The sequence below is a fragment of the Methanothermus sociabilis genome (genome assembly GCF_055392295.1).
On the sequence record NZ_AP042467.1, the window covers coordinates 1,218,507 to 1,241,046 of the forward strand.

Annotated in this window: 27 protein-coding genes; 13 read left to right on the forward strand and 14 right to left on the reverse strand. The window is 31.4% G+C overall.

From position 1 onward, the window contains the following. Positions 1–81 precede the first annotated feature (81 nt). Positions 82–537, forward strand: a complete 456-nt coding sequence (locus ACZ5LY_RS06625) for a YbhB/YbcL family Raf kinase inhibitor-like protein (protein ID WP_013413332.1) — start codon at positions 82–84, stop codon at positions 535–537. Positions 538–549: 12 nt separating this feature from the next. Here ACZ5LY_RS06625 and ftsZ read toward each other — a convergent pair whose 3' ends face one another. The 8 genes from ftsZ to ACZ5LY_RS06665 form a co-directional block, all read right to left on the reverse strand. Further along, the gene (ftsZ, locus tag ACZ5LY_RS06630) at positions 550–1,686 is read right to left on the reverse strand and encodes a cell division protein FtsZ (protein WP_013413333.1); all 1,137 of its coding nucleotides are present in this window, start codon (positions 1,684–1,686) and stop codon (positions 550–552) included. Positions 1,687–1,757: 71 nt separating this feature from the next. Then, the gene (locus ACZ5LY_RS06635; RefSeq protein ID WP_013413334.1) at positions 1,758–2,321 is read right to left on the reverse strand and encodes a pyruvate kinase alpha/beta domain-containing protein; all 564 of its coding nucleotides are present in this window, start codon (positions 2,319–2,321) and stop codon (positions 1,758–1,760) included. Positions 2,322–2,348: 27 nt separating this feature from the next. Continuing rightward, positions 2,349–3,314 carry a methenyltetrahydromethanopterin cyclohydrolase gene (mch, locus tag ACZ5LY_RS06640; protein ID WP_013413335.1) on the reverse strand — a complete coding sequence of 322 codons (966 nt, stop codon included), beginning with the start codon at positions 3,312–3,314 and terminating at the stop codon, positions 2,349–2,351. Next, entirely contained in the window at positions 3,301–3,972 is a 672-nt protein-coding gene (locus ACZ5LY_RS06645) for a thymidylate synthase (protein ID WP_013413336.1), read from the reverse strand. The genes mch and ACZ5LY_RS06645 overlap by 14 nt, the downstream gene beginning before the upstream one ends. Continuing rightward, complete coding sequence (locus ACZ5LY_RS06650; protein ID WP_013413337.1) at positions 3,956–4,879, reverse strand: methionine synthase; 924 nt, start codon at positions 4,877–4,879, stop codon at positions 3,956–3,958. Before ACZ5LY_RS06650 ends, ACZ5LY_RS06645 begins: the two co-directional genes overlap by 17 nt. Further along, positions 4,873–5,178 carry a DUF1894 domain-containing protein gene (locus ACZ5LY_RS06655; RefSeq protein WP_013413338.1) on the reverse strand — a complete coding sequence of 102 codons (306 nt, stop codon included), beginning with the start codon at positions 5,176–5,178 and terminating at the stop codon, positions 4,873–4,875. Before ACZ5LY_RS06655 ends, ACZ5LY_RS06650 begins: the two co-directional genes overlap by 7 nt. Position 5,179: 1 nt before the next feature. Then, positions 5,180–5,635, reverse strand: coding sequence for a DUF1890 family protein (locus tag ACZ5LY_RS06660; protein ID WP_464577511.1), 456 nt, complete (start codon positions 5,633–5,635; stop codon positions 5,180–5,182). Beyond that, on the reverse strand, positions 5,632–6,711 hold the full coding sequence (locus tag ACZ5LY_RS06665) for a hypothetical protein (protein WP_013413340.1): 1,080 nt from the start codon (positions 6,709–6,711) through the stop codon (positions 5,632–5,634). The genes ACZ5LY_RS06660 and ACZ5LY_RS06665 overlap by 4 nt, the downstream gene beginning before the upstream one ends. Positions 6,712–6,901: 190 nt before the next feature. On the opposite strand from ACZ5LY_RS06665, the gene porC reads away from it, so the two are divergent. The 7 genes from porC to ACZ5LY_RS06700 are packed head-to-tail and all read left to right on the forward strand — an operon-like array spanning position 6,902 to position 11,403. Continuing rightward, positions 6,902–7,429 (forward strand): pyruvate synthase subunit PorC, encoded by a 528-nt coding sequence (porC, locus tag ACZ5LY_RS06670; protein WP_013413341.1) that lies wholly within the window; start codon positions 6,902–6,904, stop codon positions 7,427–7,429. A 4-nt stretch (positions 7,430–7,433) separates the two neighbouring features. Next, positions 7,434–7,676, forward strand: a complete 243-nt coding sequence (gene porD, locus ACZ5LY_RS06675) for a pyruvate synthase subunit PorD (RefSeq protein WP_013413342.1) — start codon at positions 7,434–7,436, stop codon at positions 7,674–7,676. 10 nt (positions 7,677–7,686) lie between these two features. Then, a complete protein-coding gene (gene porA, locus ACZ5LY_RS06680; protein WP_464577513.1) occupies positions 7,687–8,823 on the forward strand; it encodes a pyruvate synthase subunit PorA in 1,137 nt (378 codons plus the stop codon). Between the two features lie 4 nt (positions 8,824–8,827). Next, positions 8,828–9,688 (forward strand): pyruvate synthase subunit PorB, encoded by an 861-nt coding sequence (gene porB, locus ACZ5LY_RS06685; RefSeq protein ID WP_464577515.1) that lies wholly within the window; start codon positions 8,828–8,830, stop codon positions 9,686–9,688. 22 nt (positions 9,689–9,710) lie between these two features. Continuing rightward, the gene (locus ACZ5LY_RS06690) at positions 9,711–10,205 is read left to right on the forward strand and encodes a 4Fe-4S dicluster domain-containing protein (protein ID WP_464577517.1); all 495 of its coding nucleotides are present in this window, start codon (positions 9,711–9,713) and stop codon (positions 10,203–10,205) included. Then, positions 10,206–10,592 (forward strand): 4Fe-4S dicluster domain-containing protein, encoded by a 387-nt coding sequence (locus ACZ5LY_RS06695; protein WP_013413346.1) that lies wholly within the window; start codon positions 10,206–10,208, stop codon positions 10,590–10,592. Continuing rightward, the gene (locus ACZ5LY_RS06700; protein WP_048060536.1) at positions 10,570–11,403 is read left to right on the forward strand and encodes a fumarate hydratase; all 834 of its coding nucleotides are present in this window, start codon (positions 10,570–10,572) and stop codon (positions 11,401–11,403) included. Before ACZ5LY_RS06695 ends, ACZ5LY_RS06700 begins: the two co-directional genes overlap by 23 nt. On the opposite strand, the gene phoU is transcribed toward ACZ5LY_RS06700, so the two are convergent. The 5 genes from phoU to ACZ5LY_RS06725 all read right to left on the reverse strand — a co-directional run bounded on the left by phoU (position 11,400) and on the right by ACZ5LY_RS06725 (position 15,559). Beyond that, the gene (phoU, locus tag ACZ5LY_RS06705; RefSeq protein ID WP_013413348.1) at positions 11,400–12,092 is read right to left on the reverse strand and encodes a phosphate signaling complex protein PhoU; all 693 of its coding nucleotides are present in this window, start codon (positions 12,090–12,092) and stop codon (positions 11,400–11,402) included. The genes ACZ5LY_RS06700 and phoU overlap by 4 nt on opposite strands. Positions 12,093–12,121: 29 nt before the next feature. Further along, positions 12,122–12,874, reverse strand: a complete 753-nt coding sequence (gene pstB, locus ACZ5LY_RS06710; RefSeq protein WP_013413349.1) for a phosphate ABC transporter ATP-binding protein PstB — start codon at positions 12,872–12,874, stop codon at positions 12,122–12,124. A 1-nt stretch (position 12,875) separates the two neighbouring features. Then, entirely contained in the window at positions 12,876–13,730 is an 855-nt protein-coding gene (gene pstA, locus ACZ5LY_RS06715; RefSeq protein ID WP_013413350.1) for a phosphate ABC transporter permease PstA, read from the reverse strand. Beyond that, positions 13,731–14,606, reverse strand: a complete 876-nt coding sequence (gene pstC, locus ACZ5LY_RS06720) for a phosphate ABC transporter permease subunit PstC (protein ID WP_013413351.1) — start codon at positions 14,604–14,606, stop codon at positions 13,731–13,733. Positions 14,607–14,707: 101 nt separating this feature from the next. Then, on the reverse strand, positions 14,708–15,559 hold the full coding sequence (locus ACZ5LY_RS06725; RefSeq protein WP_464577521.1) for a phosphate ABC transporter substrate-binding protein: 852 nt from the start codon (positions 15,557–15,559) through the stop codon (positions 14,708–14,710). Between the two features lie 163 nt (positions 15,560–15,722). Between ACZ5LY_RS06725 and ACZ5LY_RS06730 the strand changes: the two genes are divergently transcribed. Next, positions 15,723–16,754 carry an archaeosine biosynthesis radical SAM protein RaSEA gene (locus tag ACZ5LY_RS06730; RefSeq protein ID WP_464577523.1) on the forward strand — a complete coding sequence of 344 codons (1,032 nt, stop codon included), beginning with the start codon at positions 15,723–15,725 and terminating at the stop codon, positions 16,752–16,754. A 6-nt stretch (positions 16,755–16,760) separates the two neighbouring features. Next, positions 16,761–17,441, forward strand: coding sequence for a 16S rRNA methyltransferase (locus ACZ5LY_RS06735; RefSeq protein WP_013413354.1), 681 nt, complete (start codon positions 16,761–16,763; stop codon positions 17,439–17,441). On the opposite strand, the gene mer is transcribed toward ACZ5LY_RS06735, so the two are convergent. Then, entirely contained in the window at positions 17,438–18,403 is a 966-nt protein-coding gene (mer, locus tag ACZ5LY_RS06740; protein ID WP_464577525.1) for a 5,10-methylenetetrahydromethanopterin reductase, read from the reverse strand. The genes ACZ5LY_RS06735 and mer overlap by 4 nt on opposite strands. A 165-nt stretch (positions 18,404–18,568) precedes the next feature. On the opposite strand from mer, the gene ACZ5LY_RS06745 reads away from it, so the two are divergent. The 3 genes from ACZ5LY_RS06745 (at position 18,569) to ACZ5LY_RS06755 (ending at position 22,526) form a co-directional block, all read left to right on the forward strand. Further along, positions 18,569–20,566: an STT3 domain-containing protein gene (locus ACZ5LY_RS06745; RefSeq protein ID WP_464577527.1), complete on the forward strand. Its 1,998-nt coding sequence runs from the start codon at positions 18,569–18,571 to the stop codon at positions 20,564–20,566. Positions 20,567–20,666: 100 nt separating this feature from the next. After that, entirely contained in the window at positions 20,667–21,680 is a 1,014-nt protein-coding gene (locus ACZ5LY_RS06750) for a phosphorylating glyceraldehyde-3-phosphate dehydrogenase (protein ID WP_013413357.1), read from the forward strand. Positions 21,681–21,689: 9 nt separating this feature from the next. After that, positions 21,690–22,526, forward strand: coding sequence for a TIM barrel protein (locus ACZ5LY_RS06755; protein ID WP_013413358.1), 837 nt, complete (start codon positions 21,690–21,692; stop codon positions 22,524–22,526). The last annotated feature ends 14 nt before the right edge of the window (positions 22,527–22,540 follow it).

Here is a 22,540-nt window from a genome sequence, read left to right on the forward strand (position 1 = left end):
ATTTTATGTTTCGAAAATTTTTTAGTGTAGGAATAATCTACATAATATTTTAAAAGGAAAAATAATTGAGGGTTTAAAAATATGAAAATATTTAGCAAGGCATTTAAAAATGGTGAGAAAATCCCTAAAAAATATACTTGTGATGGACAGGACATTTCACCACCTATCAAATGGGAAGATATACCAGAAAACACTAAAACTTTGGTTTTAATTTGTGAAGATCCAGATGCTCCAGGAAAAACTTGGGTACATTGGGTATTATTTAATATACCTCCTGAAATTGAAGAACTTCCAGAAGGCGTTGAAAATAAGGAAAAACTTGAAAATGGAGCTATACATGGAGTAAATGATTGGGGAAGACTTGGATATGGAGGTCCTTGCCCACCATCAGGTACACATCGATATTACTTTAGATTATATGCATTAGATACTGAACTCAAATTAGAACCAGGTGCAAAAAAAGAAGAAGTAGTAGAAGCCATGAAAGATCATATAATTGATCAGGCAGAGCTAATGGGAACCTATTCTAGGGAATAATTTTAGTATTATTTAAAATACATCATCAACAAACTTCTCTAGTGAATGTTTTTTTGTAAATTCTTTTTTCTTTTCTAAACCTCTTTTTGGTTTTTCTTCACTAAACATGTATGGAGACTTCACACCAGACACTATAATAGTAGTTCTTATTGTATTCTGTAATTCTTCCTCAATTTGTACGCCCCATATTATATTAGCCTCTGGATCTAATTCATCTGCTACTACTTGTACAATCCTTTCAGCTTCTTGTAATGATAAATCTGAGCTACCAGTAATATTAATTAATGCTCCTTTAGCGTTTGATATATCTAAATCAAGTAATGGACTGTTTAATGCTTCATGAACAGATTCTAATGCTTTATCTTCACCAGATTCAGACTCACCCATTCCAATCATTGCCATTCCAGAACCTTGCATAACACTTTTTATATCAGCAAAATCTAAACTTATGAGACCTGGCTTAGTTATTAGTTCAGTTATTCCTTTTACAGCTCTACTTAATATTTCATCAGCTACCATAAAGGCTTTGTTAATTGGTAAATTAGGTGCTACTTCCAATAATTTGTCGTTTGGAACCACAATAACAGTGTCAGCAGAATTTCTTAATTTTTTAAGACCTTCTTCGGCATTTTTTCTCCTGATAACTCCTTCTGCACTAAATGGCAATGTCACTACAGCAATTGTCAATGCTCCACATTTCTTTGCTATTTTGGATATTACGGGAGCTGAACCTGTTCCAGTTCCTCCACCTAACCCACAAGTCACAAATACCATATCTGCATTTTCAAGTTCTCTTGCTATTTCATCTTCACTTTCTTCTGCACATTCTTCACCTAGTTCAGGAATTCCACCAGTTCCTAAACCTCTACAAAGATTTTTACCAATTAAAATTTTCTTGTCAGCGACACTATAATATAGATCTTGGGCATCAGTGTTAACAGCAATGGTTTTTGCACCTTCAATACCTATTTTTGTTAGTCTGGAAACAGTATTATTTCCAGCTCCGCCTGTACCAACAACATATATCCTTGATCTACTCTCTTCCATTATTTTTTTAAGTTCCTCATCTATAGAATTTTCACTTCTGATGTTAGGCTTCCCAATATCTTCTTTTTTTGCATTTTTTAATGCATCTTCAATAAGTTTCACATTTCTCCCTCACAAATAATAATGATATATATCATAAGTAAGTTGAGAGGTAATATATTTTTTACTTATCTTTAGGGTCTTGGCATTGCAATTATTTCATGTATCCTTAAATCAAAAACATTGTTCATGTGGGCTGGTGTCAGCACAAGAGATGTATCTGCACCTCTCCCTGTTCCCCCAATTGCAACTATTTCTCTATCTACAGGGATTAATCCGGCGTCAGCAGCCATAATACTTATTTCCACACAAACTTTAAATCCCTGTGAAATCATTCGAAGCGTTTCTGCCATTAATTCAACAGGAGTAATTCCACCAAATTTATTTGATATTCCTCTACCTACACCACTTAGTGCATGTGATGCTGTATATACTTTAACACCCATCTTTTTTAATTTATTTGCATATTTAGGATTTATTTCTAATTTTCCTTTTTCTGAAAATCCTGCATGATGTGTTATACTAACTATACTTACATCTTTAATCTTTTTTGCTACCTTTAATGCAGTTTTTCCACTAATTGATGCAACTACTATATCTTTAATATTTAACTCTTCGACCCTCTTTTTTACCAAATCTATGAGCTTATCCGTGTTCTTTTCTCCAGGTTCATCGAAATAATAAATATCTTTTTTCATTGTTTCCACCTTCAAAAAAGAAAAAAACTAGTCAATTCCAAATGACTTTAAAAGCAATTCTTCGTTCACATATCCGGCTCTGAAAACTTCTCCTGTACGAAGATCATTAATAATAACTTCTGCTGGTGCAAATATATTCTTATCAATTTTGTAAAAGTCAAACTCAGCTTCTTTGAATATCTCATAAAATGGTTTACCATATGAAGGAGAGGATGATGAAGGCAATTCTTTTGCTAATTTCTCTAAATCATCGCCTTCATCAGAATAAATATAATAATAAGTTCTGCCACCAAACATTACAGCATCATTTGTTCTTCCCATTGCTTTCACACTATCTTTTGTTATAGGAGCTATTGGAGCTATACCTGCTGCATATTTTATTTTATTTACGTCAAAATCAAGAACTTCCAACATCTTATATGTTCCATTCTCCACCACTCTTCCTGAAATTTGAATTGACCCAACTAAAGAAGAAGTAGGAGCTACCAAAACATAAACATTTTCTGGGGATACTTTACATTCTTTGGCAATTTCATCGACAACGTCAGTGTCAGGTAACTTATCAGATTCAAGGGCAAGTATAGCTACATCTGCATCGTCTTCATATTTAATTTTTTCATAGGTTTCTAATGGTTTTTTTGACAATGCGCGAGCGGGGCCAGACCCAAGGGCAGAGAAATCTCCAACATTTATAGACCACCCTGCCTTTTGGGAACCTAAGGTTGATATTGCAGGGAAAGAAGTTTTAATTTTAACAGACGGTAATGCTAACTTTTTTGATAAATCGCCAGGTATTGAAATCCCAACATCTGCTAATCCACCAAGACACACCTTAGTATATAATTCACCAGCTTTAAAACTACCTTCTGCATTAACTCCACAATCTAAAATTGTTGATCCATTATCTAATTTTTTCACTTTTATTTTTAGTTCCTTGGATTTTTCTATCATCTCATCTACAATTTTTTTTGCCCTTAAATTAACGCTTACCATTTTTTCTCACCTTTTCTGCATCATCAAAACAATACTCATAAATGTGTGCAGAAATACTATGAATTGCTAATGGTCCAACTTTAATATTTAATTTATCAGATATATATTTCGCCAAGATAGCCAGTGCAGCGGCGTTAGGCAACCATGCTTGGTAAATATCATGACTTCTCCAGATACCTGTTGTATGTAGCTTGTTATTTCTTATTTTAAAATCAATTGAAATCATACAAGGAACTTCCTCATTTTTAAAATCTATCTTAGGATCCCATGTCACTGCAGTAGCTCTTCTACTTTTCTTACATTTTTTCAAACGTTTTATAATAGCTTTAATTTGATCTACAGAAAAATGGTCTCTTAACCTATTACCATAAGTATAAACAAATCCTTTTTTATCTTTTTTCAAAAATTGATCTGTGTATTTTGAAAGTTTATCACCTCTCCAATAATAATCTTTAGGTATACTCAATAAAATTTCTTTGTTTGTAGATATAGGGAAAGGATAATTCTTAATTGGGTATTTAACTATCGTTAATATATTCAATAATTCCTTTGTAATTTGTCCACGTTCATCTTTAATTTTATGTCCTTTTTCCATAACAAGGCTGACAAGTTTCTCCCATGCATCGCTTATATTTTTTGCCTTAATTAGATATGGCATGTGCAGCTCTCACCATATTTTTTAATTTATTGAATGCAGACTCTCTTTTTAGGTTTCTTAATCCACAATCAGGGTCAATGACCATGTTCTCTTTACCAATTAATTCTATACCTTTTAAAATTCTTTTTTTAATTTCTTCTACACTTTCGACTTTATTTGTTTTTGTATTTACACACCCAAATCCTATCTTTTTTCCTTTTAAATCTACATCTTCCAATATATTTAAATTTTCTTTTGTGCCTGCAAATTCACAATCAATTATGTCCACATTAAATTCTAATAACTTCTCAAATATGTCAACAATTGATCCACAAACATGCAATGAAATCGGTATAGAAACTTCATCAGTTATTGTTTCTATAACTTTTTTTGCAGTTTTTATATTTACAATTCCTGTAGATAAAATTGGTTCATCTATTTGAATCATTGCTATATCTAACTTTTCTAAGAATTTTGCTTCTACTTTTAGAGCTTCAGCAATATCAAACATCAAATTTTCTTTTGATTTATAAAAACCTTCTATTTTTGATGAATAGGCAAGAGTACACGGGCCAGTAATTATACCTTTTACTTTAACATTTTTTTTGATTTTATTTTTAAGTTTAATAGCAAATTTTACATCCTCAACAGTTATAGGATTTTTTGGAGGCAGTATTTTTCCGTATACTATTGCACTACCATTTACAAAATCCATGCCAGGAATTTTTTTGGCAAATATTTCTATCATATTTCCTCTAACTTGGCCATCTGAAATTATATCAATACCTGCTTTTATTTGATCAACAACAGCTAACTCAATAGCGGGTTTATATTTATCGTACATGCCAAAAATGTCCTGTATCTTTTCGATTAATGAAGTAGGACCCCTCGGATATGGAGGATAACTACCAACTACAGTTGTTAACATTTTCTCCCAACTTTCTTAATATTTTCTAATTCCTTTCTATCAACAGGTAATTCAATAACAAATGTACCATAACAAGGTTTTGTATAAGGTATCATTATTCTTTTATTTTTTTCATCTATGCCTATAGGAATAGGTGGTATACCTATAAGTCTTGTTCCCAAAATTTTCTCACCAGGATTGACACATAATACCTTAGCAGCTTTTTTCTTGATAAATTCAGCACAATCTTTAAATTTTGCATTTCTTAAATGTATTTCATGTTCTACTTCTCTTAAATATAATTCTATACATGTAGACATGTTACTCCATCCATTCGTCCATGAATGCATCAATTTTTTTTACTAAGGGTTTGGGGTTATGACGGGCTCTTGCCTGAATTATTATTTTAGAGTTTGTATTATGTTTTATTGTTTCAACCAATTCTTTTAATTCTTTTTTATCTTCATTAAAAACAATAGACAAAGATCCAACATTTAATATTTCATTAAAAGTTATAAAATAAGTAGCAGATGCATCATTTGAAATAAAACCTATTAAATAATCCCATTTATTTTTCTCAATTTCATGACTATCAATGTTTAACAATTTATCTATATATCTTCTCTCAGGATCTGAAATTTTTACTAAATTTAATGCTGCAGGATTTCCAGCAATGCTTACCTTACAATTTTTAATTTTTAATAAATAAGATGTATAAATTGTCAGTGGTGTTTGTATTGGATATTCAGGACATCCAAGCATAATTAATACTTTCATTTCTCATCAACCTTTATAACTTGTCCTACTATAAGTGAACTTAAAAATATGAAAGTTAAAAGGGCTGATTCATTAATTGATCTATTTATTAAGAAAATTCCTACAAGACCTTGTGAAACAAAGGCCGTTAAAACACCTATAAGTAATATCTCTCTACCAAGATATCTTTTTATTCCACCCTCACGTTTTTTCTTATAAATTTTGAGTAGTCTTAGACCTAAGTATGTAACAGAGACAAACCATAGGAGGAAGAAAATTAATACTAAAAATCCGAAGTCATATCCCCATCCAAAGATACCTGGTAGCATATAATCTATTGTATCTTTTTCATTGACCAAAACGCCATAAAAAATTGGATAAGGTAAACCAAATTTGACTATTAATGTAATAGGTAATGTAATATAACCATCAGCAAATCCAGAGGAAAATTCTCCCCAATAGGAAGTTGATGGATTATGACCTATTAAACCCATATTTTTAAGTACAAATTGCACACTAGGCAATGCATAATTTTCTATTCTTCCTATTCTAAGCAGAGGACTTAAAATTGGCATTTTAAATATACGTGATAACAATTCTAGGAGCATAAACATGGCTAGTGCAATAGTTGTAAAACTTAATACTTTACGAGGAGTTATTATACTTTTTCCTCCAAATGATTTAGATATGATAAACATTCCTATAAACAATCCTAAAAACCAAAGCACAAGAAATGATCTATGTATCATTCCACCAAAAATTGTAATACCTATTATCAATAAATAAATGAGTTCTCTAAGTTTTGAAGTTTCTATATTGAGTCTATCCATTATTTTTAAACCAGCTAAACTTGTAATTATAACTGCAAGTGCTATAGGACCATAAGGATGTGTAAATTCATGTTGTCCAAAATATAAAATCATCAGGAGTACATCGATTCCAAACAATATTGTTAAAACTACTGCAAGAAACAGTGCTACAAGGAAGACTGTTGACAATGTTATAGGTGTTAAATTAATGAGAAATATTGCCCCAGCATAAAGTATGATGGCTACTTCTAAAATTAACTGAAAATGATTTTGTGCAATTAATGGCAAGCTTTACCTCCCTTTTTTAATTTTTGAATGATAAATTTTTATTTGCAAAACATTTAATTTGTGTCCAAATTTAAATATTTTTTGTGAAATATTTAAATTTATAAGCAATAGTTCATTAAAATAATGTAAAATTAAAATTTTAAAATTGTTAAATAAAATGTAATAACGAGGCTAATTTTGGAGGTGAAGGATGATCGAAATTAGATTCCATGGACGAGGAGGTCAGGGGGCTGTCACTGCTGCCGAAATTTTAGCAAAGGCTGCATTTTACGATGGTAAATATTCCCAGGCATTTCCGTTTTTTGGTGTAGAGAGGAGAGGCGCACCTGTGTTGGCTTTTGTTAGAATTGATAATAAACCCATAAGAATAAGATATCAAGTTTACAAGCCTAATTATGTGATTGTTTTAGATGATAAATTAGTTGAAAGTGTAGATGTATTTAAAGGTTTACATGAACCTGCTGTTGTGGTTATAAATTCTAAAAATGAAATTAAAAAAGAAGGTGTTAAAATTTATTCTGTAGATGCTACAAATATAGCTTTAGAAACTCTTGGCAGCCCCATAGTTAATACTGCAATGTTAGGTGCATTTGTAGGTGCAACAAAAATAATAAAACTTGATTCCCTCATAAAAGCGATTAAAAATAGTTTTAAAGATAAAATAGGAGAAAAAAATGCTAAAGCAGCTGTAAAAGGCTATGAGAGCGTTGTAGGGTGATTCTGTGAAATTTATAGGAGTGATAGTTGATAAACCAGGAAGCACGATAAAAAATAAAACAGGTTCTTGGAGAGTGTTTAAACCAATTTTGAATAAAAAGAAGTGTATAAAATGTAACACATGTATATTGTTCTGTCCTGAAGGTTGTATAGATGAAAATCATGAAATCAACTATGATTATTGTAAAGGATGTGGAATATGTGAAGAAGAATGTCCTGTAAATGCTATAAAAACTGTAAAGGAGTAGGAGGACAAACATGGAAATAATGACAGGAAATAAAGCTGTAGCTGAAGCTGTAAAGCTAGCAAAACCAAAAGTAATTTCTGTGTATCCAATAACACCACAAACAACAATAGCAGAACACATTGCTGAATATGTGGCAAACGGAGAATTAGATGCAGAATATGTAAAAGTTGAATCTGAACATAGTGCAATTAGTGTGTGTGTGGGGGCATCAAGCACAGGAGTTAGAACCTTTACAGCAACTTCTTCACAAGGTTTAGCATTGATGCATGAAATCCTATTTATAGCTGCAGGTCTTCGTACACCTATTGTTTTGGCAAATGCAAATAGATCTCTTTCAGCACCTATCAACATATGGAACGATCACCAGGATAGCATAGCAGAAAGAGATAGTGGATGGCTACAATTTTATGTGGAAAACGCTCAAGAAGCACTTGATTTTACTTTAATTGCATATAAAGTTTCAGAAAACAAAGATGTTTTACTTCCTAGTATGGTATGTCTCGATGGCTTTATTTTAACCCATACAATGGAACCAGTCGCTGTACCATCACAAAAAGATGTTGATAATTTCTTGCCAAGTTATAAACCAGAAGTATTTTTAGACCCTGACAATCCTGTAACTATTGGTGCAGTAGCAGATCCTAATTATTATATGGAAGCTAGATATCAGATTGAAGTTGGAATGAAAAAATCGCTTAATGTGATACACAAGGCTAATAAAGAATTTAAAAAAATTTTTGGTCGTGAATATGGTTTTGTAGAAGAATACAGATGTGACGATGCAAAAATTGTATTGGTGGCAATGGGCTCTGTGTGTGGTACAATTAAAGAAGTTGTAGATAAAATGCGTGAAAAAGGCGAGAAAGTAGGATTACTTAAAGTGATTGTTTATAGGCCATTCCCAGTGAAAGAAATAGAAAAGGTTCTGAACGATGTTGATAAGATAGGAGTAATTGATAAAAATGTAACTTTCAGTATGGGAGGTGCTCTATACACAGATCTCAAATCTAAACTTTCTGATAAAGAAATATATGGATTTATAGCTGGACTAGGTGGTAGAGATATTACTCCAAATAATATTAAAGAAATAATTGAAAAAACCAAGAATCCAAGAGAAGATGTAACATGGATAGGATTAAAGAGGTGAAAACATGAATGAAAAAGAATTGTTGGCACCAGGACATAGAGGATGTGCAGGTTGCGGTGCCGCCATTGGTGTCAAATTAGCTTTGAGAGTATTAGGCAAAAATACCATTGCTGTTACTCCTACAGGTTGTTTAGAAGTCATGACATCCCCATACCCTGAAACAGCATGGAGAATACCATGGATTCATGTTGCATTTGAAAATGCAGCCGCAGTAGCTGCAGGAGTTGAAAGTGCATTGAAGGCCAAAGGTAAAGATGACATTAATGTTGTAGTTTTTGCAGGAGACGGTGGGACAGTTGATATTGGAATGCAGGCATTGTCAGGAGCAATGGAAAGAGGTCATAATATAATTTACGTTTGTTATGATAACGAAGCTTATATGAACACCGGTATACAAAGAAGTGGTGCAACGCCTTTTGGGGCATCTACTACTACAACGCCACCTGGAAAAAAAAGTTTTGGTGAAAATAAACAAAAAAAGAATATGGCATTAATAATGGCAGCACATGAGATACCTTATGTAGCTACAGCTTCTATATCTTATCCTGAAGATTATATGAGAAAAGTAAAAAAGGCTATGGAGATAGATGGGCCATCATATATTCACTTGCATCAACCATGTACAACTGGTTGGAGATTTCCACCTTCAAAAACTATAGAAGTTGGAAGATTAGCAGTGGAAAGTGGAGCATGGTTGTTATATGAAATAGAAAATGGTGAATTTAGGATAACTTACAGACCAGTGGAAAGACGGCCGGTTAAAGAATATTTGAAGATGCAGGGAAGATTTAAACATTTAACAGATGAAGAGATACAAAAAATCCAAGATTACATCGATGAAGTTTGTTCTAAGTTAAGAATATGATATGAGAAGGATGTGATATAAATTGAAGAGAATAGTTATTAAGCCCGAACTTTGTAAAGGTTGCAGTATGTGTATGAGAGCTTGTATGAAAGTGCAACATGCACCAAACATATCTGTTAAAAAAATTGATGGAGAATTTAGAATTGTAGTATGTCATCATTGTAAGAATGCACCATGTGTTGAAGCTTGTCCAACAGGAGCAATGAAAATAAATTACGTAGACACAGATAAGTGTATTGGTTGTGGTTCCTGTGCATTGGAATGTCCTTTTGGTGCAATATCCATAAAGAACAATGTAGCCCACAAATGTAATTTATGTGATAATTTAGATTATCCAGCTTGTGTTCGAGCATGTCCAACTAAAGCTTTAACATTGATAGACGTAGAAAAATTCATAAAACGTAAAAAAGAAGAATATTTAAATAAAATAAAAAAAGTAGGGAGCTATACAATTTTGGATGTTTTAAAATTTGAAGTTAAGGCTAAGGAAAATCTTGAATCTTCGGAGGCAAAATAATTGAAGTTGATATCAGTTCCCAAACTTTGTGTAAATTGCAAAAAATGTGAAAGAATATGTCCCAAAAATGCAATTTGGGTTATATATAAAGTTCCTATTTTTTGTTTACATTGTGATCCTAAGAATGCTCCATGTCTAAACATTTGTCCAAGTGACGCAATAAAAAGTATTAATGATGCAATAGTAATTGATAGAGATAAATGTATAGGTTGTGGTTCCTGTGTTAATGTCTGCCCAGTTGGGGCAATATTTCTAGATGAAAGAGGCCTTGCAGAAAAATGTGATTTATGTATAGATTTTGAGGAGCCTTTATGTGTTAAAGTTTGTCCAACAGGTTGTCTTCGTGAAAATTTCAGTGATGAAGATGATATCCCAAAAAACGATTGAAGAAACCGTTGTAAAATTATTTAAAAAAGCCGTAACTACATTACCGGAAGACGTTGTTTCTGCGCTAAAACGTGCATATGAAAATGAAAATAATAAAATAGCACGTTATAATCTTAAAGCAATACTTGAAAATATAGAAATAGCAAGGAAGAAAAAGATACCTATTTGTCAAGATACCGGATTACCTATAGTTTATGTCAAATTAGGTAATGTTGAAGTTGAAAATCTTTATGAAAGTATAAGAAATGGTGTTAAAAAAGCGACAAAAGAAATTCCATTAAGGCCAAATGTAGTAAATCCTTTCACAAGGAAAAATACAGGGACTAATGTTGGATATAGAATTCCAGAGATAGAATTAGAATTAATTGATGAAGATTATTTAGAAATCACAGTTTTACCAAAAGGCTTTGGATCTGAGAATAATAGTGCATTAAAAATGCTTTCACCAAATGAACAAGATAAAATAAAGGATTTTGTTTTAGAAACTGTTATTTCTGCAAATGGAAAACCTTGTCCGCCAATTATAGTAGGAGTTGGAATAGGAGGATCAGCAGATTATGCCATGAAACTTGCCAAAAAATCACTTTTACGAAGAATTGGTGAAAAACATGAAGATAACGTTGTTAAAAAAATGGAAGAAGAATTATTAAATATAATAAATAAAACAGGGATCGGACCAATGGGGCTTGGAGGCAATACAACTGCATTAGATGTCAAGATAGAATATGCTGACACTCATACAGCCGGTTTACCAGTTGGTGTTTGTATCCAATGTTGGGCTGCAAGACATGCAACTGCTATTATAGATTAAGCACTTTCTTCTCTCTCTGCTCTTTTTCCGCGCACCATAAACACAGTTCTGTGACCTATACTTACAGCTTGATCTGCAATCCTCTCCAAATATCTTGCTATTAATATTAACCTTAACAGACAATATATTGATTCTTTATTTTTAACTTTACTTATACTCTCTGCAATATGTTCTAATGATTTATCAAATAAATCATCTACTTTGTCGTCATCTTTGTCTAATTCCTCAGCCATTTCAGAATTTTGATCTAAAAATGAGTAAATAGCTTTAGATAACATCATTTCAGTGTAATCAGCCATATGTAATATGTCTTCTCTTATTTTTTTTGGTATTTTCTTTTCCTTTCCTTTCATTTCTGCTACTGCCTCTGCAATATCTGCTGATAAATAACCCACTCTTTTTAAATGGGTTCCTATTTTTATACAAGATTCTATAAAACGTAAATCACTTGCTAACGGTTGTTCAGTAGCTATCAAATTTATACATGCTTTTTCAACACCATACAATATATCATCCATTCTTTCGCTACTTTCTATTATTTTTTCGGCAGTTTTTTCATTTTTCCCTTGTAAAACTTTTATAGCATTTCTATATATATCTAATGTTTTTTGAGAAGCTTTTTCTACATTATTTTTTATATCTTTTATTTTTTCACGAAAAGAAATACGCGGATACTTTTTTTCTGCCATACTACTCCTCCAAATTTTTACAAATTAATTCATCCAAATCGTCCCGTAATATATGCTTCAGTTCTTTTATCTTGAGGAGATACAAACAATTTTTCCGTTGGACCATATTCAACTAATTCTCCATTAAGAAAGAAAGCAGCATATTCTGAAACTCTTGTAGCTTGCTGTAAGTTATGTGTCACAATTATAATTGTATAATCTTTTTTTAACTTATGTATCAAATCTTCAATTTTCGTGGTTGAAATAGGATCAAGTGCTGAACATGGTTCGTCCATCATTATAACCTCTGGCTCAACAGCAAGTGTCCTCGCAATACATAATCTCTGTTGCTGACCACCTGACAAACTAAATGCAGATTGATCTAACCTATCCTTTACTTCATCCCATAATGCAGCTGCTTTTAAACTTTCCTCTACTTTTTTTCTAATAATTTCTTCATCAGTTACTCCATGAATTCTTAAGCCATATGCTACATTTTCATATATTGATTTAGGAAATGGATTTGGCTTTTGAAAAACCATGCCTATTTTTTTTCGTAATTCAACAACGTCAACGTCAGGGTCATAAATATCTTTTCCATCAAAATAAACTTTTCCTTCATGTCTAAAATTTGGAATAACATCGTTCATTCTATTTAAAGTTCTTATAAATGTAGATTTACCACAACCAGATGGGCCAATAATTGCAGTTACTGTGTTTGCTTTTATTTTTATATTGATATCTTTTAAAATATGATCTTCTCCAAAATAAACATTTAGGTCCTCTGTTTCTATCCTGTACATGTTATCTCCCCATCATTTTTTCTCTATGTTTTTCAATTAGAATATTCGTTGTTATAGTTATTAATAACACAAGAATTACTAAAACCGCTGCGGTTCCATAAGCATTTTTTAATGAAATACCTTCTACTGCAAGCAAATATAAATGAAGTGGTAAGGGTCTACCAGGGTCAAAAATTGTGTATGGCATGTCTGTTGCAGATCCAACAACGAACATTACAGCAGCAGCTTCCTCTAATGCACGTGCCATTCCAAGAATAACTCCTGTAGCTATTCCTGGAGCAGCAGCTGGTAACACAACCTTGTAAATCGTTTGCCACTTTGTTGCCCCTAGAGCCAAACTAGCTTCGCGATATGATTCTGGTACAGCTTTAATAGATGATTCTGCAGTATATAATATTGTAGGAAGTGCCATCAACGCTAATACCAATCCTCCTGATAATAATGAAAATCCTAAACCACAAAAAACGACAAAAAATGCTAAGCCAAATAAACCATAGACTATTGAAGGTATTGCAGCTAATGTTTGAGTTGTAAAACGTATGACTTTAATTAAACTTGTTTCTGCTGCATATTCTGCTAAATATATTGCTGCTCCCACACCTAAGGGCGTTGCAACTATGATTGCAGTCAGTGTTACATATATACTGGACACTATCATTGGAGCAATGCCGCCAGCTCTTCCAGCCTCAATAGGACTTTCCGTTAAAAATTGTAAATTTATAACTGGTAATCCATTAATGAGTATGTAACCTATTATTATTATTAAAATAATTATTGTAAGGATTCCTGAAGCCCATAAAATGGAATTCATGATTTTCTGGACAATTTGTGGGGATACAAATCTTCTTTTGATCATTTATAGATACCCTCCTCCAATTCTCACTCTGGTTTTGTGTTGGAAATAATTGGCTATAAGTAGTAAAATCAATGTAAAGATAAATAAAACAACTGCTGTACCAAATAATGCACTGTAATGTAGTCCTGTTGCATATCCCATCTCAAGAGCTATATTTGATGTTAAAGCTCTTATTGGATCTAAGATTGAATGAGGTATTTGTGGTACATTACCAGCTACCATTATGACAGCTAATGTTTCTCCAATAGCTCGTGCCATTCCTAATATTATTCCGACCACTATTCCAGGAAATGCGGCAGGTAATATCACATTTTTTATAGTTTGCCAATGTGTTGCACCTAAAGCCAATGATGCTTCTTTATATTCTAATGGTACAGAACGTATTGCATCATGAGAAATACTGATAATTGTAGGCATGATCATTATTGTCAAAATCAGAGAAGCTGTGAATAATCCAAATCCTGTTCCACCCAAATGTGTTCTAATAAATGGAACTAACAATATTAATCCAAAGAAACCATATACAACTGAAGGAATGCCTGCTAAAGTTTCAATCACTGGTTTTAAAATTTTTCTCATTGTTGAGGGAGCTAATTCTGCAATAAAAATTGCACATAATACTGAAAAAGGTGTAGCTATGAGAAGTGTTAAGAGTGTTAAAGCTAGAGAACCAACTATAAGTGGAATCATTCCAAATTGAGGAGGAGTCCCTGTTGGATTCCATTTAGTACCTAAAATAAAATTAATTACACCATATTCTGTAAATACAGGTATACTTTCCTTAAAAATGAAAATTATGACTAAAAAAAGTATTATTATTGTGGAAAGAGCTGTGAGAAGTAATATTCTTTTAACAAATAATTCTTCATCTTTCATGGATATCCTCCAATTAAGTTTTTTTGATATTTATTTACTTCCCATTTTTACTATTAATAATTTATGGCTTAAAAAAAGAAAAAAATAGTACTTAAAAATGATTATCTAAGTTTAGAGTTGTCATATTTCTGTACAATAGTTGGAGAACATTGATTTACTGGAACAACTTTCTCTGATTTGATTATTGCTTGTCCTTCGGGACTTAGAACAAATTTTAGGAAATCTTTCACAATGTCTTTTGGTTCTCCTTTCACTAACATTAAGAATGGTCTAGCTATTGGATAACTTCCATCAGCTACAGTTTTTTCACTGGGGGGTACTCCATCAACACTTATACCTTTGACACTTTCATCAAGGTGTGCAAGAGATATATATCCTATTGCATTTGGATCATTTTTAACAGCTTGTTTTACAGCCTCTGTTGAACTTTGTACTATTGCATCTCCTCTTATTTTTTCGTTTTTCATCACTACTTCTTCAAATGATTTTCTGGTTCCAGAACCTGCTTCTCTTGTAATAACATTGATTTTTGCATCTGGTCCTCCTACTTCTTTCCAATTTCGTATTTTACCACTGAATATATCTCTTATCTGACTTTTACTTAAATCATTGATAGGGTTGTTTTTATTGACAATAATCGCAATTCCATCCCTACCAATCAGGTATACACTCAAACCTTGCCTCTCATCAGGTTTTAAATCCTTTGAGCTAGTTCCAATATCTATAGTTCCCTGCTTTGCCTGTGTTATTCCAACACTTGATCCTCCTCCCTGCACATTGATCTTAACGTTTGGATGTTTTTTTGTATATGCTTGGGCTAATTTTTCTGCCACTGGTTGTACAGACGTTGAACCTGCTATTTGTATTCTGCTCTTTTTTTGCCCTGTTGCTAAGAATATAGCGCCAATTATTATTATTGCTGCTATTATTCCAATTACAACTTTTTTGCTCATTTTTTTCACCTCACATAATTTTCGTTGGCAAATGAAATATATAACTTTTATTATTTTTAGCACTTTAATTCCTAAAATAGGAACAATAGGTATTTACAATTTCTCTGAGTAAGAAAAAAATATGAAAATTCAAGAATTAACAGCCAAAATTAGGGAAAATTATATGAAAAATAGAAAAGAAATACCAATGGAAGAATTATGTAGGTTTTGGATACAGGAAGACTTGCTTTATTCAGGAAAGGGGAAAGCAATGTCAATAGTATTTCCAACGAGAGGATGTAGTTGGTCACTTTCAAAATATGGTGGATGCACAATGTGTGGTTATGTTAAAGACACATTATTAAAAACTCCGAATCAAGAAAAATTAAAAAAATTATTTGATGGTGTTATTTCTTCTTGTCCAAAAGAAGAAAATATTGCAATAAAAATATTTACTTCTGGAAGCTTTTTTAATTCTAAAGAATTACCAGAGAGTGTTAGATACTATATATTACATAAATTATCAAAGTTAGAGAATGTTAGTGAAATATCTGTTGAATCTAGACCAGAATATATTAAAAAAGAAATTCTTAAAGAATGTTGTGAAATACTTCAAGACAAAATTTTTGAAGTTAGCATTGGGTTGGAAAGCTCCAATGATGAAATAAGAATTTATAAAATAAACAAGGGATTTACATTAAAGGACTTTGAGAATGCACTAAGAAAAATAAAAAGTTTAAAGAAAGAATTTAACATAAAAACAAAATCATATATTCTAGTTAAACCAATTTTAATGACAGAAGAAGATTCAATAAAAGATTCTATAAATTCTGCCATTTATGCTGAAAAAGTTGGAATTGATAGGATATCTTTTTGTCCAGCTACTGTTCATGCAGGTACATTGATGGAAAATTTATGGAAATGGGGAGCATATAGACCTCCTTGGATTTGGAGTCTTGTAGAAATTATAAATAAAGTACGTGAAACAATTGAAATACCTGCAATAATGGATACTGCAGGTATGGGATCAAAAAGAGGTCCACATAATTGTGGAAGGTGTGATTCAAAATTAAAAAAATTAATAATACAATCAAATTTAGATCAATCTCCAGTTCCAGAAATAAAATGTAAATGTAAAAAACGTTGGAAAGCAGAAAAATATGGAGAAAGAATTACAGCATCGTCCGGCATAATAAAATACATTCATTTAAGGTGATACAAGTTGTTAAATGTCATATTAGCTGATAGTGAACTTGAATTAATCCCTAAAAAATTATGGAATCACCCTGTAATCAAAAAATTTGTCAAAAAAAGAAAAAAAGATGTAAGATATACATTATTAGATTCTAGCTATCATCATAAAGCAATGAAAAATCTAAAAGAAAATTATAGGAGGGGTAGACCAGATATAGTGCATTTTTGTTTAATTAATGCCCTCGAAAGTATACTTAATAAAGAAAATAAACTGAGAATATATGTTCATACCAGAAATAACGAAGTTATATATGTAAAACCTGAAACAAGGATTCCAAGACATTATAATAGATTCGTAGGGTTAATGGAAAAATTATTTAAAAATAAAAAAATACCTGAGGGGTTAAATCTTCTAAAGTTAGAGAATAAAAGCTTAAAAGAATTAATAAATGAGATTTCTCCTTCAAAATTGTTTGTAATGCATCCTAATGGTAAATATCTTAGTCCAGCAAAAGTTGGAGAAAAATTATCAAAATATGAGGATCCGTGTGTAATTGTTGGTGGTTTTCCACATGGCGATTTTAAGTCAAAAATCGAGGGTACTAAAATATCTATCTACCCTAAGGAACTTACAGCATGGACAGTATTAAATGAAATAATTATAAATTACGAAAATAAAATTAAAAAGAAAAAAGAAGGAAAAATTTAATAACTTTCTATAACTTCTCCAAGTAATTTTATTGATTTTTCTTTTTCAGGTCCTATTGGTGACCCTGCCACAAATTGTGTAACTCCTATCTTTTCTAGATCTTTTATTTTAGATACTATATCATCTGGTGTTCCTGTAATAGAGAAAGCTTCCATCATTTTTTCATCAACTGCTTTACTCACACCGCCAAAGTCACCTTTTCCTAATAATTCACCAATTTTATCTACAGCTTCCTTTTCTATACCATGTCTTTCGAGTACTGGTGGTGGTGAACCAGCTGCTATGAATGCAACCACAATTTTTGCAGCTCCTGCAGCTTTTTCAGGGTCTTCATCAACTGAGCAACAAGTATATGCAGCTACATCAATGTCTTCAATACTTCTACCAGCACTTTCTGCACCTTCTTTTATATTAGGAATAGCAGCTTCAAAATCTTTTGGATTAGATGCATTAATTAACACTCCGTCTGCTATTTCACCAGCTGTCTTAAGCATCATTGGACCTTGGGCACCCATATATATATCTATTTTTTCTTGTACAGGTTTTACACCAGTTAATTGTGCTCCTTTTTCAGTTTTTTCACCTGCTAAAAGTGTTCTTATTGTTGAAATGGCTTCCCTAATAGTGCTAACAGGCTTTGTCCATTCTATACCTAAAGCATCAAAAGTTTTTTTGTCACCAGGACCCATACCTAAAACTGCCCTACCATCAGATATTTCATCTAAAGTTGCAATTGCTGATGCAGTTATTGCTGGATGCCTAACATAAGGATTAGTTACACCTGGCCCAAGTTTTATTGTTGATGTTTCTTTTGCTATCAATGCTAAAGTTTCATATACATTTTTATTGTTGTAATGGTCTGTGACCCAAAGATACTCAAAACCTACTTCTTCTGCCAATTTTACTAACTTTATTAATTTGTCTAAAGGTTCTTGTGGTACAAACTCTATACCAAATTTCACTTTTTTTGCCCCCATAATCAATTTTACACATAGTGAATTCTTTTTAATAATAAGTAAATAATTTGTGGTTTTAAGACAAATCAAAAATTTTAAATAGAATTGGGACTAGAGGAAGTAATACTAGTTTTAGTAACTTTTCTTTAGAATGTTATTATTGGTGGAACTATGCACAAAAAATTAAATACCATAACCCTCACCATCATAATTTTTCTTTTAGCCTTTTCAATTAGAATTGCAAATTACAATTTAACAGTCCATAACCCTACAAAAATTTATTTTCAGGAAAGTGATTCATATTACAATTATCGGTTGGTAAATAATATTCTTAACCATGGATATCCTGGAGATAAAATAATAAATGGAAAAGAGTGGGATATTCATTCTTACTATCCTCCAGGAGTACCTAGAGATTATCCACCGCTTCTACACTACATTACGGCAGTACTCTATTCTTTATTCTCTGAAGTTTGTAAAATTTCATTAAAGCAATTTTGTATTTGGCTTCCACCATTTTTTGGATCACTGACAAGTGTTGCTGGATTTCTATTTTCACGTAAAATAAGTGGGGATTTTGGTGGATTTATAACTGGCATGTTAATTGCGACATATCCGACATATTGTTATAGAACGTGTCTTGGTTTTTTCAATGTAAATCTTTTATATACTTTACTTCCAATTATTTTGTATTGGATATTTTTTGAAATTGAAAATTGTGTATCATTACAAAAAAAATTAATTTATTCAATATTTGCAGGTTTTTTAATGTTTTTAATCTCATTATCTTGGAATGGTTGGATATATTTCTTTTATTTGGTTGTTTTGTCAATGACAATATACTTAGTATCTAGTAGTGATAAGAAAGAGAAAATAAAAGAAATAGTTTTTCCATTTTTTGTAACTTTCTTTTTATTTTTATTAGCTTTCAATAAACTTGCATTCTATGAAATATTTGCAACGCCAATTACTTATGTACATTTCTTTTCAAACTCAAATATATGGTATCCATGGCCCAATAGCTACAAAGATGTTATGGAATTGCGTCCAGCAACAATGCAAGAAACTATTATTTTAATTTTTTTATTAGTATTTATTTTTGGGATTATTTACACCAAAGCTTTAAACGATCTTTTTCCAAAATTTACAAGAATAATGTTATATTCTTGGATAATTTCCTCTATTTTATTAACAATGAAACATGTCAAATTTTTTTTACTACTTTTTGGACCTTCATTCATTTTTGTAGGTGCTGCATGGAAAAAATATGAAAATATCCTAAATCATCTTAAAATCCAATCAAAAAGAAAAATTATTGTAATTTTTAAAATTGCTATTTTGTTCATTTTAGTTTTAGTATTTTATTTCTCTATTAATTATGCAAAAGGATATAAACCGATGTATGATGATTATTTTGAAAATGCGGCCTTATGGATAAAAAATAATACTAATAATGATACTGTTGTGATAACTTCTTGGAGTTATGGCCATTTTTTTGCCAGTGAATCAGATAGACCTGTTTCGTTTGATGGAAGAATAGGTTATATTGAAACATTGCCAATAAGGAAAATTTTGTATTCTAATACTAATTTAAGTCCTGATGTCCCAACTACTGCTCGTGATTACTGGATAAATGTTGCAATTACGACAAACAATACTCTTTTATCAAAAAATATATTAAAAATGTTGGCTACAAGTGGAGATAATGGATATTTATTATTAAATAATTATACCCACAACAAAACTCGTTCATTTACTATACTTAACAAAATATTAACGTTAAATAGAAGTTCAGCATATGTAACTTTAAAAAAGGAAGGAATACCTGATGAAAAAGCTAAAAAAATTTTGAATTGTACACACCCTACTACTCCACGAAATTTTGTTTTAGTTATGACTGATGAAATGTTGTTGTCACTTCCATTTGTTAATATCACATCCAAAAATAAATTGGATTTAAAAAATGTATATTCCATAATTAAAAATGGATCTGAGAAAATAATAAACAAAAATGGCAAATATTCGCTTGTAATTTTAGATGATAAAGCATTGATTGTAAATAAAAATTACAGATATTCTATATGTGTAAGAGCTTTTTCACAAATGAAAATCGAAGGTTTTACAAAAGTTTTTGAAAATAAAAGAATAAAAATATATGAAGTAATCTAACCTAAAAATTAAATATTAAGGACAAAATTTTTAAATTCAGGTTCATAAAAAATTAATTACACATCTTAAAAATAAAAAATTTATTTTTTGGAGGAATGCTATGAAAGCTGTAGCTATTAATGGGTATGGAACTGTAGGTAAAAGAGTTGCAGATGCAATTGCACAACAAGATGATATGAAAGTTATCGGAGTAAGTAAGACAAGACCAGATTTTGAAGCTAGGATGGCACTAAAAAAGGGTTATGATTTATATGTTGCTATTCCTGAAAGGGTAAAATTATTTGAAAAGGCAGGAATTGAAGTTGCAGGAACAGTGGATGACATGCTAGATGAAGCAGATATAGTTATTGATTGTACTCCAGAAGGAATTGGTGCCAAAAATTTAAAAATGTATAAAGAAAAAGGAATAAAAGCTATATTTCAAGGTGGAGAAAAACATGAAGATATAGGTTTATCATTCAATTCATTGAGCAATTATGAAGAATCTTATGGCAAAGACTACACACGAGTTGTTTCCTGTAATACCACTGGTTTATGCAGAACTTTAAAACCATTACATGATTCTTTTGGTATAAAAAAAGTTAGAGCCGTAATAGTAAGGAGAGGTGCAGACCCTGCACAAGTATCTAAAGGACCTATAAACGCTATAATACCCAATCCACCTAAATTACCATCTCACCATGGTCCAGATGTTAAAACAGTCCTGGACATAAATATAGATACAATGGCTGTTATAGTACCAACTACTTTAATGCATCAACATAACGTTATGGTAGAGGTGGAAGAAACTCCTACTGTGGATGATATAATAGATGTATTTGAAGATACGCCTAGAGTTATACTTATAAGTGCTGAGGATGGTTTGACATCAACTGCAGAGATAATGGAATATGCAAAGGAATTAGGTAGATCCAGAAACGATTTATTTGAAATTCCTGTTTGGAGAGAATCAATAACTGTCGTAGACAATGAAATTTATTACATGCAAGCAGTTCATCAAGAATCAGATATAGTACCTGAAAATGTAGATGCTGTAAGAGCAATATTAGAGATGGAAGAGGATAAATACAAATCTATAAATAAAACTAACAAAGCAATGAACATACTTCAATAATAAGGAACCATGATTCGAGTTGGACCAGCTGGCAACCCTATAGGTTATAAAGGAAAGACTGTTGACGTATTTGATTATTTAAAAAAATTAGGGCTTGATGCATATGAATATCAAGCTACATATGGTGTAAGAATTGGAAAAAAATCTTCTTTGTTAATTGGAAAAAATGCCAAAAAGAATGATGTCCTTGTATCTATACATGCTCCCTACTATATAAATTTATCTTCTGCAGATAAAGGAGTAATACAGAGGTCCATAAATAGGTTATTCATTACAAGTAAAGTTGCTGAATGGATGAATGCATATAGGATAGTATTTCATCCAGGATATTATGGAAAGTTTTCGAAATCTGAAGCTATGGAGTTATGTAAAAATTCTATAAAAAAGTTATTAAGTAAAGTAAAAGAAAAAAATATAAAAAATTATTGTTTTGCACCGGAAACGACTGGAAAGAAATCACAGTTGGGGAGTTTGAATGAAATAATAGAAATATGTCAGTCTTTTGAAAATTTTCAGCCCACAATAGATTTTGCACATATACATGCAAGAGAAGGAGGTTCATTAAAGGATGAAAACGATTATTACCATATTTTAAATTTTGTGGAAAATGAGTTAGGAGTTAAACATTTCCATTGTCATTTCACAAAAGTGGAATTTAGTGAGAAAGGTGAAGTGAAACATCATTCTTTAAATGAAGAGAAATACGGACCTCCACTAGAACCTTTAATCAAAGTTCTTGTTGAAAATGGATTTAATGCTACAATAATATGTGAAACTCCAAAATTAGATCAAGATGCCATTAAAATAAAAGAGAAGATAGGAAGGTTTAATAAAGGTGAAAACTAATAAATAATTTTAGA